General features: G+C 67.2%; 15 protein-coding genes. 11 read left to right on the top strand and 4 right to left on the bottom strand.

All coding sequences use genetic code 11. The features are described 5' to 3' along the window. Window positions 1-3: 3 nt before the first annotated feature. Window positions 4-1,221: an acyltransferase family protein gene (locus tag J7528_RS09160; RefSeq protein ID WP_291873149.1), complete on the top strand. Its 1,218-nt coding sequence runs from the start codon at window positions 4-6 to the stop codon at window positions 1,219-1,221. Here J7528_RS09160 and phhA read toward each other — a convergent pair. Together phhA and hspQ are read right to left on the bottom strand one after the other, a co-directional pair. Further along, window positions 1,176-2,060, bottom strand: coding sequence for a phenylalanine 4-monooxygenase (gene phhA, locus J7528_RS09155; RefSeq protein WP_291873147.1), 885 nt, complete (start codon window positions 2,058-2,060; stop codon window positions 1,176-1,178). The genes J7528_RS09160 and phhA overlap by 46 nt on opposite strands. Before the next feature lie 81 nt (window positions 2,061-2,141). Further along, window positions 2,142-2,471, bottom strand: coding sequence for a heat shock protein HspQ (hspQ, locus tag J7528_RS09150; protein WP_291873144.1), 330 nt, complete (start codon window positions 2,469-2,471; stop codon window positions 2,142-2,144). 160 nt (window positions 2,472-2,631) lie between these two features. Here hspQ and J7528_RS09145 point away from each other — a divergent pair, with 160 nt between their 5' ends. Then, the gene (locus J7528_RS09145) at window positions 2,632-3,744 is read left to right on the top strand and encodes a Ppx/GppA phosphatase family protein (RefSeq protein WP_291873142.1); all 1,113 of its coding nucleotides are present in this window, start codon (window positions 2,632-2,634) and stop codon (window positions 3,742-3,744) included. Further along, window positions 3,741-4,451: an RlmE family RNA methyltransferase gene (locus J7528_RS09140; RefSeq protein WP_291873139.1), complete on the top strand. Its 711-nt coding sequence runs from the start codon at window positions 3,741-3,743 to the stop codon at window positions 4,449-4,451. Before J7528_RS09145 ends, J7528_RS09140 begins: the two co-directional genes overlap by 4 nt. On the opposite strand, the gene J7528_RS09135 is transcribed toward J7528_RS09140, so the two are convergent. Next, window positions 4,438-4,740, bottom strand: a complete 303-nt coding sequence (locus J7528_RS09135; RefSeq protein WP_291873136.1) for a type II toxin-antitoxin system RelE/ParE family toxin — start codon at window positions 4,738-4,740, stop codon at window positions 4,438-4,440. The two genes, J7528_RS09140 and J7528_RS09135, sit on opposite strands and share 14 nt — an antisense overlap. Then, window positions 4,737-5,012: a type II toxin-antitoxin system ParD family antitoxin gene (locus J7528_RS09130; protein ID WP_291873134.1), complete on the bottom strand. Its 276-nt coding sequence runs from the start codon at window positions 5,010-5,012 to the stop codon at window positions 4,737-4,739. The genes J7528_RS09135 and J7528_RS09130 overlap by 4 nt, the downstream gene beginning before the upstream one ends. Window positions 5,013-5,129: 117 nt before the next feature. Here J7528_RS09130 and J7528_RS09125 point away from each other — a divergent pair, with 117 nt between their 5' ends. The 8 genes from J7528_RS09125 to J7528_RS09090 all read left to right on the top strand — a co-directional run bounded on the left by J7528_RS09125 (window position 5,130) and on the right by J7528_RS09090 (window position 12,335). Next, on the top strand, window positions 5,130-5,327 hold the full coding sequence (locus tag J7528_RS09125; RefSeq protein ID WP_291873132.1) for a type II toxin-antitoxin system VapB family antitoxin: 198 nt from the start codon (window positions 5,130-5,132) through the stop codon (window positions 5,325-5,327). Further along, entirely contained in the window at window positions 5,324-5,692 is a 369-nt protein-coding gene (locus J7528_RS09120) for a PIN domain-containing protein (protein WP_291873130.1), read from the top strand. Before J7528_RS09125 ends, J7528_RS09120 begins: the two co-directional genes overlap by 4 nt. A 93-nt stretch (window positions 5,693-5,785) precedes the next feature. Then, entirely contained in the window at window positions 5,786-7,249 is a 1,464-nt protein-coding gene (gene guaB / locus J7528_RS09115; protein WP_291873128.1) for an IMP dehydrogenase, read from the top strand. Between the two features lie 3 nt (window positions 7,250-7,252). Further along, window positions 7,253-7,648: an MAPEG family protein gene (locus J7528_RS09110; RefSeq protein ID WP_291873126.1), complete on the top strand. Its 396-nt coding sequence runs from the start codon at window positions 7,253-7,255 to the stop codon at window positions 7,646-7,648. Further along, on the top strand, window positions 7,648-8,925 hold the full coding sequence (locus tag J7528_RS09105) for an RsmB/NOP family class I SAM-dependent RNA methyltransferase (RefSeq protein ID WP_291873124.1): 1,278 nt from the start codon (window positions 7,648-7,650) through the stop codon (window positions 8,923-8,925). Before J7528_RS09110 ends, J7528_RS09105 begins: the two co-directional genes overlap by 1 nt. 31 nt (window positions 8,926-8,956) lie before the next feature. Then, window positions 8,957-10,516 carry a glutamine-hydrolyzing GMP synthase gene (gene guaA, locus J7528_RS09100; RefSeq protein WP_291873122.1) on the top strand — a complete coding sequence of 520 codons (1,560 nt, stop codon included), beginning with the start codon at window positions 8,957-8,959 and terminating at the stop codon, window positions 10,514-10,516. A gap of 89 nt (window positions 10,517-10,605) precedes the next feature. Then, window positions 10,606-11,040: a DUF2231 domain-containing protein gene (locus tag J7528_RS09095; protein ID WP_291873120.1), complete on the top strand. Its 435-nt coding sequence runs from the start codon at window positions 10,606-10,608 to the stop codon at window positions 11,038-11,040. Beyond that, window positions 11,037-12,335 carry a sorbosone dehydrogenase family protein gene (locus J7528_RS09090; protein WP_291873117.1) on the top strand — a complete coding sequence of 433 codons (1,299 nt, stop codon included), beginning with the start codon at window positions 11,037-11,039 and terminating at the stop codon, window positions 12,333-12,335. The genes J7528_RS09095 and J7528_RS09090 overlap by 4 nt, the downstream gene beginning before the upstream one ends. Window positions 12,336-12,343: the final 8 nt, after the last annotated feature.

Raw genomic sequence — 12,343 nt, 5'->3', positions numbered from 1 at the left:
TTCATGACCACGACCTCACCACCCCTGGACCGGCGCTACGACCTCGATTGGATTCGGGTCGGCGCGTTCTTCCTGCTGATCCTGTACCACACCGGCATGTTCTACGTGCCGTGGGATTGGCACGTGAAGACCCCGCACATCGTCGAAGGCCTGATGCCGTGGATGCTGCTGACCAATCCGTGGCGGCTGACCCTGCTGTTCCTGGTTTCGGGCGCGGCGACGCGGTTCATGGCCGACAAGGTCAGCGTTGGGAAACTGACGACGGCGCGGATCGCGCGCCTGCTGCTGCCGCTGATCTTCGCCATGTTCGTGATCGTGCCGCCGCAGTCCTACTATCAGATCGTCGAGTACATCGCGGCCCATCCGGGCACGCCGCTGACGGTCGACAACTTCTGGATCCGCTACGTCACGGCCTCGGGCCAGTGGTGCGGGGCGGACGGCAATTGCCTGATCACTCCGACCTGGAACCACATGTGGTTCGTGGCCTATCTCTTTGTCTACACGATGGTTCTGGCCGCCATGCTGCTGGTCTGGAAGAAGGCTGGCGGGCACATCCAGAAGGCCGCCGAATGGCTGTTGAAGGGCGTGGGCCTTTTCGCCTGGCCGATCCTGTTCCTGGGCATGCTGCGGGCCACCCTTTACGCCAAGTATGGCGAGACCCACGCCTTGGTTGGCGACCACTATGTCCACGCCGTGTCGTTTAGCGCCTTCCTGCTGGGCTTTGGCCTGGCCAAGTCGCAGGCGCTGAAGGCGCGTCTGATCGCGGCGCGCTGGCCGGCCTTGGCGCTAGCCGTCGCGGCCTGGGCCGGATGGGCGGCGTTCGTCTGGACCTATCGCCACGACACGCCGATCCCGTCGCCGCAGCTGAAGCTGGTTATGCGCTTCGTCTTCGCCGCCGACACCTGGTGCGCCATCGTCGCCATCCTGGGCTTCGGAGCCAAGCACCTGAGCCATCGCGGCGGTCCGGCGCTGCGCTACCTGACCCTGGGCGTCTTTCCGTTCTACCTGGTGCACCAGACTCTGATCGTGGTCATGGCCCATTACCTGGCCAAGCTGGGCCTGCCCCAGGGCCTGGAAGGCGCGATCCTGGTCGTCGCCACCTTCGCCGGGTGCTTCGCGACCTACGAGATCGTGCGACGCATCCCGGGCGTGCGGATCCTGTTCGGCCTGAAAGGTCAGCCCGCCGAGGCGGTCGCCAAGCGTCCGCCAGCCGTCGCATAGGCCTGGCTGCCACGCGTGATGACGGTGTCGCCGGGAACGATCTCGGCGACACCGATGTCCGTGGCGACGGCCATCCGGTCGTAGATCGCGCCGAAGTCGCGCAGCGTCACCTCCTGCAGGGTCTGGATCGAGTCGATCACGAAATAGACCTGCTGGAAGTCGTCGATGCGATAGTTGGTCCGCATCACCCGCTCCAGCTCGAAGCCGATGCGGTTGGGCGAGGGATCGTCCAGGGCGAAGATCGACTCCGTCCGCGACGACACGATGCCGGCCCCGTAGATGCGCAGCCCCGCAGGGGTGTTCATCAGGCCGAACTCCACCGTGTACCAGTAGAGGCGGGCGAGGTTCTTCAGGCGGCCCAGGCCCAGCGCGCGTTGCCCGCCCTGGCCATAGGCCTGCATGTAGTCGGCGAAGACCGGGTCGGTCAGCATCGGCACGTGCCCGAAGACATCGTGGAAGATGTCCGGCTCCTGCAGGTAGTCCAGCTCGTGTGGCTTGCGGATGAACTGGCCGGCCGGGAAGCGGCGATTGGCCAGGTGGTCGAAAAAGACGTCGTCGGGCACCAGGCCCGGCACGGCGACCACGCTCCAGCCCGTCAGGCGCTGGAGCTCTTCGTTGATGCGGTTGAAGTCGGGAATGCCCGTGCGGTGCAGGTCCAGCGCGTCCAGGCCGCGCATGAACTCGTCGCAAGCGCGGCCGTGCAGCATGGCCGCCTGGCGCTCGTACAGGGTGATCCAGACGTCGTGCTCGGCCTGGGAGTAGCTCTCCCAGCCCTGATCGATCGTCCAGTCGGGGCGGGCGCCTGGGGGCGGCCCGTTGCTAAAACCATCTCCGCTCATGGAACAACGCTACGCCCCGATTTTCGCAATTGCTGTTCGCAGATTGCTCAAAAAGGACGGGTCGGCGGATAGACGTTTCGGCTAGTGCGAGATCCGGGGACGAAGCTTGTAGAGCCCGTGATCGAACGACTCGAAGATCACCGCGGTCTGCGGATGGCCCACCGGCTCGCCGCTGTCGTCGGGCAGCAGGTTCTGTTCGGAGACATAGGCGACGTAGCTGTTGTCGTCGTTCTCGGCCAGCAGGTGGTAGAACGGCTGGTCCTTGGTCGGCCGGATGTCCTCGGGGATGGACTGCCACCATTCCTCGGTATTGGCGAACACCGGGTCGACGTCGAACACCACGCCCCGGAACGGGAAGATGCGGTGCCGGACGACCTGGCCGATCGCGAATTTGGCGAGTCGAGAGTTCATGGCGTTAAGGATAGCAGTCTCACCTGACTGAAACCTGAACGGTCCGCCGTCCGAACCCGGATGACAAGCGGGCGCCTTCCGGCGGGCGAACGCCGTGCTATGGTCGACTCGAAGTGAGGCTTCGCACCGTTCGCGAAGACCTGCGAGACAGGTAGAGACCATGTCGGAGGCGCCGCGCGCGCCCGGCGCTTCCCAGCAGGGTAAGCGTCGGCGGTCTCAGGATGACGCGGCCGCGTGTTATGCGGCGCTCGACCTGGGGACCAACAACTGCCGCCTTCTGGTGGCCACGCCCACGCCGCGCGGATTTCGCGTCGTCGAGGCCTATTCCCGTATCGTGCGCCTGGGCGAGGGCCTGTCTCAGACCGGCGAGCTGTCGGACGCGGCCATGGAGCGCTCGCTGGCGGCCCTGAAGGTCTGCGCCGAGAAGATCCGCCGCCGCAAGGCGATCCGCGTGAAGGCCGTGGCCACGCAGGCCTGCCGGGGCGCGACCAATGGTCCCGACTTCGTGCGCCGGGTGCACGAGGAAACGGGGCTCAAGCTCCAGATCATCAGCCCGCGCGAGGAAGCCCAGCTGTCGGTGGCCGGCTGCATGAGCCTGTTCGACCGCCAGCAGGATGCGGCCCTGGTGGTCGATGTCGGCGGCGGCTCGACCGAGCTGTCGTGGGTGGACCTGAAGGGCGGCGGCCTGGACGCCAAGCCGCGCCAGTTCGCCGCCTGGAAGCTGCCGATCAAGGCCTGGCTGTCGATCCCGGTGGGCGTCGTCACCCTGGCCGAGCGCTTCCCCGAGGGCGAGCGCGCCGACGAGGGCTGGTTCCGGGCCATGGTCGAGGACGTCAAGGCGCGGATCGAGGCCTTTCCGCACGCCGAGCCGATGCGCGAGATCTTCGCGGAGGGCAGGGCGCACCTGGTCGGCACCTCGGGCGCCATAACCAGCCTGGCCGGCCTGCATCTGGGGCTGCCGCGCTATGACCGCAACGTCGTCGATGGCCTGTGGATGAACCGCACCGACTGCGAGGCCGCATCCGAGCGCCTGCAAGGCCTGACCGCCGCCGAGCGCGCCCTGGAGCCCTGTATCGGCGCGGATCGGGCCGACCTGGTCCTGGCTGGCGCGGCGATCCTGCAGGCCGTGCAGGAGCTGTGGCCGTGTTCGCGCGTGCGTGTCGCCGATCGAGGCCTTAGAGAGGGCCTCCTGATGTCCCTGATGTCCGACCAGCAGAAGCGCCCGCGCCGGCGCCGTCGCGGCGGCTCATCCAAGAAACCGGTAGCCGCATGAGCGATGAAGAGCCCCCCCGCAAGCGTATGGTCAAGCCGCCGGCCGGCGGCAACGAAGGCGGCCGGGCCAAGCCCGCGCGCCTGAAGACCGCCTATGGCCGCACGCCCAGCCAGCAGGCCTGGCTGGAGCGCCAGATCAACGACCCGTTCTCGGCCAAGGCCCGCGCTTTAGGCTATCGCAGCCGCGCGGCCTTCAAGATCAGCGAGATCGACGACAAGTTCCGCTTCTTCCACAAGGGCGCGAAGGTCATCGACCTGGGCTGCGCGCCGGGCGGCTGGCTGCAGATCGCCGTCGAGCGTGGCGTGACCCAGCTGGCGGGGATCGACCTCTTGCCCGTCGACCCGGTGGCCCCGGCCCACCTGCTGGAGATGGACTTCACCGCCGACGACGCGCCGGGCAAGCTGCTCGACCTGCTGGACGGCGCGCCGGATCTGGTCATGTCGGACATGGCCCCCAACACCGTGGGCCACCGCGAGACCGACCACCTGCGCATCGTCGGCCTGATCGAGATCGCCGCCGAGTTCGCCATCGACACCCTCAAGCCCGGCGGCGCCTTCGTCGCCAAAGCCTTCCAGGGCGGCGAGACGGCCGACGTGATCGCGCGGCTCAAGCGCCACTTCGAAAAGGTCCAGCACTTCAAACCCAAGGCCAGCCGGGCCGACAGCTCCGAGGTGTTCCTGGTGGCGACGGGGTTCAAGGGGCGTTAGGCGTTGATCGCCCGGCCACGTGCTGGGCGCTTTCCAGCATGCGGATAACGATGACGTCGGTCTCCCGCAGGCAATAGTAGATGGAGAAGCGCCCCATAGGGTGGCGTCGAACCTCGCCGTCGAGCAGGTGTTGGAGCTTGGCGTACGCTTCTGGTGTCTCGCCCAGCGCCAGGCAGGCGGCGTGGAATTCCAGAGTGACTCTGCGCGCCAGGATGAGCCGGTCTTTGGCGACGCCAGTGACGATGGATCGCAGATCCGACATGGCGATGCTGGAAAGCCAGGTTTTCATTCTTCAGCCAGGCCGGCGGCGGGGTTTGACAGCAGTTCGAGCTCGGCCTCGAGCTCCGCGAAGACCTCTTCCATCGGATAGATGCGTCCAGCCTCGATATCGGCCAAGCCCTCGGCGAGCGCGGCCTCCAGCGCGGCGAGCCTGGTCTCGCGCTCCTGCACCAGCCGAACGCCCTCACGAAGCACCTCGCTTCTGGAGCGGTATCGGCCCTTCGCGATCAGATCGTCGACGACCGCTTCAAGCTGCCGCCCAAGATCGATGTCGTTGGCCATGATCGTTCTCTCTTTGTTCTATTTTGAGTTATGCGTACTCGAAATGCAAGGGCCTCGTGTTGTGGCATCGATTGCGGCATCATTTGATGCTATTCTGACGCCAAAGGAGATTGCGGCATGCGCACGACCTTAGCGCTCGACGACGACCTGCTGGCGCGAGCAACCGCTCTAACGGGGATCGAGGAAAAGGCCGCTTTGGTTCGTGAGGCTTTGAAGGCCCTCGTGGAGCGTGAGAGCGCTCGCCGGTTGGCGCTGCTCGGCGGCAGCGAGCCCGAACTGCAGGACATTCAGCGTCGTAGGCCCGAGCCAGCGTGATCCTGGTCGACACCTCCGTCTGGATCGATCATCTGCGGATCTCCAATGCCACCCTTGCTCGATTGCTTGGGGAGGGCAGGGTGCTCGTCCATTCCTTCGTGATCGGCGAATTGGCCCTTGGCAATCTGCGCCAACGGGCTGCCCTGCTGGAGGCGTTGCGGCAAATGCCACAAGCCAAGGTCGCTGCCGACGAAGAAGTGTTCGGCTTCATCGAAACCCATCGCCTACACGGCCTTGGCATTGGCTATGTCGATGTCCATCTGCTGGCCAGCGCCAGGCTGACGGGCTCGCGTTTCTGGACGCGCGATCAGCGTCTGGCCGTCGTCGCGGAGCGTCTGGATCTTCGCGCCGAGCCGGTCGTCTGACGCGACGCACAAATTTGCCCCAAGAAGGCGCTTTCCACGCCTCGACAACCGCCCCCCTCGCGGCTATATCCGCGCCGCAAAATGGAGACTCCGATGGAGATTCGCGAAGGGCTCACCTTCGACGACGTTTTGCTCGAACCCGGCCCGTCCGACGTCATGCCTACCCAGGTGACGACCGAGACCCGGTTCACGCGTGAAATCAGTCTGAACATTCCGCTCGTGTCCGCCGCCATGGACACGGTGACCGAAAGCCGCCTGGCCATCGCGATGGCGCAGGCTGGCGGCCTGGGCATCCTGCACCGCAACCTCACCAACGAGGAGCAGGCCGACCAGGTGCGCGAGGTCAAGCGCTACGAAAGCGGCATGGTCATCAATCCGCTGACCATCCACCCCGACACCACTCTGGCCGAGATCCGCGAGATCACGGCTCGCCGCAAGATCTCGGGCTTCCCGGTGGTCGAGCGCGGCTCGGGCAAGCTGGTCGGCATCGTCACCAACCGTGACATGCGCTTCGAGGGCGACGCTGCGGTTCCGGCCTCGGCGATCATGACCCGCGAGAACCTGATCACCGTCCCCGAGGGCGTCGATCAGCGCGAGGCCCGCGAGCTGCTGCGCAAGCACAAGATCGAACGCCTGATCGTCGTCGACGAAGCCTATCGCGCCGTCGGCCTGATCACGGTGAAGGACATCGAGAAGGCCCAGGCTCACCCCTTGGCCGCCAAGGACGACAAGGGCCGCCTGCTGGTCGGCGCGGCCTCGACCGTCGGCGACGCCGGCTTCGAGCGCTCGATGGGCCTGGTGGACGCCGGCGTCGACGTCGTCGTCATCGACACCGCTCACGGCCACTCCAGCCAGGTCGCCGCGGCGGTCTCGCGCCTGAAGCGTGAAGCCAATCGCGTCCAGATCGTCGCCGGCAATATCGCCACCTACGACGCCGCTCGCGCCCTGATCGACGCCGGCGCCGACGCGGTGAAGGTGGGCATCGGCCCGGGCTCGATCTGCACCACCCGCATCGTCGCGGGCGTGGGCGTGCCGCAGCTGACCGCGATCATGGAAGCCGTGCGCGCCGGTCGCGAGAGCAACACGCCGATCATCGCCGACGGCGGCATCAAGTACTCCGGCGACTTGGCCAAGGCCATCGCCGCCGGGGCCTCGACCGCCATGATGGGCTCGATGTTCGCCGGCACCGAAGAGGCGCCGGGCGAGGTGTTCCTGTACCAGGGCCGCTCGTACAAGAGCTATCGCGGCATGGGCTCGGTGGGCGCCATGGCCCGCGGCTCGGCCGACCGCTACTTCCAGAAGGAAGTGACGGACAACTTCAAGCTCGTGCCGGAAGGCATCGAGGGCCAGACCCCGTTCAAGGGGCCGATCTCGCCGGTGCTGCACCAGCTGGTCGGCGGTCTGCGCGCGGCCATGGGCTATGTCGGCGCGCCGACCATCCCCGAGCTGCAGGCGCGCGCCAAGTTCGTCCGCATCACGGGCGCTGGCCTGCGTGAAAGCCACGTCCACGACGTGATGATCACGCGCGAAGCCCCGAACTATCCGAGCGCGGTCTAAGCAATGCGGATGGCCTTCGAGCTGCAGATGCTGGCGGCGGCGGTGATCATCGGGATCATCCACCTGCTGTGGGCGGCCGCGGCCGCTCAGCCCCAGCGCGGCTTGAAGTGGAATACGGGTCCCCGCGACGAGCCGGTCGTGCTGACCGGCGTCGCGGGGCGCCTGGAACGCGCCTTCGCCAACTTCCGCGAGACGTTCGCGTTCTTCGCGGTGCTGGTGATCGTGGACTATCTGGGCGGTCGCCTGGGCGACCTGACCTCTTACGGCGCGGTGGTCTATGTGGCCGCGCGCGCCGTCTACATCCCGCTCTATGCGTTCGGCGTGCCTTATGTACGCAGCCTGGCCTGGGTCGCTTCGATGGTCGGGATCCTGATATTGCTCGCGGCCCTGGTGGTCTGATGCGGGACGGCGGACGGGTTTCAGCGGCGATCGAGGTTCTGACCGAGATCGAGACGCGGCATTTTCCCTCGAAGATGGCCTTGAAGCGCTGGGGCGAGACCGCGCGCTACGCCGGCTCCAAGGACCGCGCCTTCGTCTCGGGCCTGGTGCTGGACGCTCTGCGTCGCAAGCGCTCGCTGGGCTGGATGATGGGCGATGCAAGCGCGCGCGGCGTGATGCTGGGCGTGCTGGCCTTCGTCTGGAAGTGGACGCCCGAGCGCATCGCCGAAGCGGCTTCGGAAGAGCATGGCTTCGGCGCTCTGACCGACGCCGAGCGTGAACACCTGACCAATCCTGTCGCACTGGACGGTGCCCCAGCTCCGGTGGCGGGCGACTATCCCGACTGGCTGGAAGAACGCCTGGTCCGCACGTTCGGCGCCGATCAGGCCGTCGAGATGCGGGCGCTGTCGGAACGTGCGCCGGTCGACCTGCGCATCAACACCCTGAAGACCGACGCCGAGCGTGGCGCCAAGGCGGTCGCGCTGATTGGCGCTGGCCCCGCCGGCGTCCTGCCAACCGCCTTCCGCATCCCCGCGCCCGAGGCCGCCGACCGCACGCCGTCGGTCGAGGCCGTGCCGGCCTTCTCCAAGGGCTGGTTCGAGGTCCAGGACCTGGGCTCGCAGATCGCCGCCGCCGTGGCGGGCGATGTGAAGGGCAAGCAGGTGCTGGACTTCTGCGCCGGCGGCGGCGGCAAGACGCTCGCCCTGGCCGCCGCCATGGGCAACACCGGCCAGATCTTCGCCCACGACAGCGACGCCCGCCGCCTGGCCGACACCATCCGGCGGGGCCAGAGGGCAGGGGTCCGCAACCTGCAGATCCGCTCGCCGATCGAAGCCACGCCGCTGAAGGGCCTGGAAGGCAAGATCGACGTCGTCTTCGTCGACGCGCCTTGCACGGGGGCCGGCACCTGGCGCCGGCATCCTGATGCGAAATGGCGTCTGTCGCCCGACCAGCTGGCCAAGCGCCAGATCGAGCAGGACTCGGTGCTGGAAGACGCCTCGACCTTCGTGAAGGCCGGCGGCCGCATGGTCTACGTGACCTGCTCGCTGCTGACCGACGAGAACGAGGACCGCGTCGCCGGCTTCCTCGAGCGCCACCCCGAATTTGTCGTGAAGCCGATCGCGCTCGATGGCGTCACCCACGTCACGCCCGAAGGCTATCTGCGCCTGACCCCGCATCGCGCTGGCACCGACGGCTTTTTCGCCGCCGTGCTGGAGCGATCGTCCTACACGCCCTGATTTTGAACGCCTGACCGCTGGAGATTTGCCGATGACCACCGAAACCCACCACCAGCGCGTCCTGATCGTCGATTTCGGCAGCCAAGTGACCCAGCTGATCGCCCGCCGGGTGCGCGAGGCCGGCGTCTATTGCGAGATCCATCCGTTCGACAAGGCCGAAGAGCTGGTCGACACCTACAAACCCGCCGCCATCATCCTGTCGGGCGGTCCGGCCAGCGTTCTGGAAGACGACAGCCCCCGCATCGGCCGCAAGCTGTTCGACCTGGGCCTGCCGATGCTGGCCATCTGCTACGGCCAGCAGCTGCTGTGCGACGTGCTGGGCGGCAAGGTCGAGGGCGGCCACGCCGGCGAGTTCGGCCGCGCCGAGCTGACCATCGGCAAATCGAGCCGGCTGTTCGAAGGCCTGGCCGGGGTCGGCGAGATGGAAACCGTCTGGATGAGCCACGGTGACCGCGTCACCGCCATCCCGGAAGGCTTCGAGGTCATCGGCACCTCGACCGGCGCCCCGTTCGCCGCCATCGCCAATGACGCCAAGCAGATCTACGCCCTTCAGTTCCACCCGGAGGTCTATCACACGGTCAATGGGCCCCAGATCTACAAGAACTTCCTGGCCTTGGCCGGCCTGACGGGCGACTGGACCATGGCGGCGTTCCGCCAGGAGATGGTCCAGAAGATCCGCGACCAGGTCGGGACCGGCAAGGTGATCTGCGGCCTGTCGGGCGGCGTCGACAGCTCGGTGGCCGCCGTCCTGATCCACGAGGCGATCGGCGACCAGCTGACCTGCGTGTTCGTCGACACCGGCCTGCTGCGCAAGAACGAGGCCGATCAGGTCGTTACCCTGTTCCGCGACCACTACAACATCCCGCTGGTCCACGTGGACGCCGGCGACCTGTTCCTAGGTGAGCTGGCCGGCGTCAGCGACCCGGAGACCAAGCGCAAGACCATCGGCCGCCTGTTCATCGAGGTCTTCGACAAGGAAGCCGCCAAGATCGACGGCGCGCAGTTCCTGGCCCAGGGCACGCTGTATCCCGACGTCGTCGAGAGCGTCTCGGCCCGCGGCGGCCCCTCGGCGGTCATCAAGAGCCACCACAATGTCGGCGGCCTGCCGGACTACATGAAGCTGAAGCTGGTCGAGCCGCTGCGCGAACTCTTCAAGGACGAGGTCCGCGCCCTGGGCGTCGAGCTGGGCCTGGCGCCGGCCTTCGTCGGCCGCCACCCTTTCCCGGGCCCGGGCCTGGCCATCCGCATCCCCGGCGAGATCACGCCCGAGAAGGTCAAGGTCCTGCAGGACGCCGACGCCATCTACCTGGAAGAGATCCGCAATGCCGGCCTCTATGACCAGATCTGGCAGGCCTTCGCCGTGCTGCTGCCGGTCAAGACGGTGGGCGTCATGGGCGACGCCCGCACTTACGAGAACGTCCTGGCCCTGCGCGCGGTCACCTCGACCGACGGCATGACCGCCGACTTCTTCGAGTTCCCTTGGCCGATCCTGGGCAAGACCGCCACGCGCATCATCAATGAAGTGCGGGGCGTGAACCGGGTCGTCTACGACGTGACCAGCAAGCCGCCCGGCACGATCGAGTGGGAGTAGGCCGACCGCGCATCGCGCGCGGATGAAACCAAAGGCTCAGCCAGGGATTGCTCCGCTAGCGCCATGAACGGCGTTAGTCGGAGTACCCCATGCCAGCCTCGAGAGGGATCGGAGCCACGCCTCTCCATCCCGTCCATTCCATCCTGCTGGCTTTCCCGCTGGCGCTGTTTCCCGCCGGCCTTGCTTCCGACATCGCCTATCTGAACAGCGCCGCGGTCCAGTGGACGAACTTCTCGGCCTGGCTGATCGCCGGGGGCTGTTTCTTTGGCGGCTTGACGCTGGCCTGGGCGATCGTGGCGCTAGCCTTTCCGGGGCGCACGACGCGGGGGCGGGCCCTGGTCTATCTAGCGGCTGTGGCGGTGATGTTCATTGCCGGCCTGATCAACGCTTTCCAACATAGCCACGATGGCTGGAGTTCGGTGGGCGCGGCGGGTCTGGTCCTGTCGATCATTTCGTCCGTGGCGGCCCTGATCGCCGCCGCCATCGGTTATTCCAGTCAACGCGCCGAGGGCCTGATCCGATGAGCGCACGCTGGCTTCTCCTCGCCACGGCGGCGATCACCCTGGCGGCCTGCGGCCGCAGCGATCCTGGTCTCGACCAGACCGGCGCGGGCAAGCCGCCGCTGCCCGATCGGCAGGAAACCCTGCTGCCGCCGATGAAGATCGCCAAGCCCGTGGGGTGGGGCGATGTGACCCCGCGCGCGCCGGCGGGTTTCACTGTCACCGCCTTGGCCACAGACCTGAAGATCCCGCGCCAGATGCTGGTGCTGCCCAATGGCGACGTGCTGGTGGCCGAGGGCTCCGGCGGCGCCCAGGCGCCTAAGGTCCGGCCCAAGGATTTCATTGCCGGCTACATCAAGGCCAAGGGCAAGACCATGGTGAAGGGCGGCAACCGCGTCACCCTGCTGCGGGACGCCGATGGCGACGGCCGCGCCGAGGTCAAGGAGACCCTGATCGAAGGTCTCAACGCGCCCTACGGCCTGGCCTTCGTCGATGGCCAACTCTATGTGGCCAACCAGGACGCCTTGCTGCGTTTCCCGTACCAGCCGGGGCAGACCAGGATCACCGCCAAGGGCGTCGAGCTGACCAAGCTGCCCTCGCGGATCAACCACCACTGGACCAAGTCGCTGACCGCCAGCGCGGACGGGACCAAGCTCTATGTCGGCATCGGCTCGAACAGCAATGTCGGCGAGCGGGGCCTGGACGTCGAGGAAGAGCGCGCCGTGGTCTGGGAGATCGACCGCCTGACCGGCGCGCGCCGCACCATCGCCCACGGCATCCGCAATCCCACGGCCCTGGCGATCGAGCCGACGACCAACGCCCTGTGGGCCGTGGTCAATGAGCGCGACGAGCTGGGCCCGCAGCTGGTGCCCGACTACCTGACCGCCGTGCGCGACGGCGCCTTCTATGGCTGGCCCTACAGCTATTGGGGCCAGAACGTCGATCCGCGCGTGCGGCCGCAGAACCCCGACATGGTGGCTAAAGCCGTCGTGCCCGATTACGCCCTGGGCTCGCACGTGGCGGCGCTGGGAGTCAGCTTCGCGCGCGATGGCGGCTTTGGCGGCGACTTCCGGGAAGGCGTGTTCGTTGGCGAGCACGGCAGCTGGAACCGCCAGGACCTGTCCGGCTACAAGATCGTCTGGATCCCGTTCGCCGGCGGCCGTCCGAACGGTAAGCCCGTCGATTTCGTCACCGGCTTCCTGGACGGCCAGAAGGCCCGAGGTCGTCCGGTGGGCGTGGCCTTCGATCCGGCCAAGCGCATCCTGCTGATCGCCGACGACCTTTCGAACACCGTCTGGCGCGTCGCGCCGGCCAAGTGAGTTCCGCC

This window comes from Caulobacter sp. (genome assembly GCF_017744445.1).
Classification (GTDB): domain Bacteria; phylum Pseudomonadota; class Alphaproteobacteria; order Caulobacterales; family Caulobacteraceae; genus Caulobacter.
This window is presented reverse-complemented; position numbering and strand designations above follow the sequence as displayed.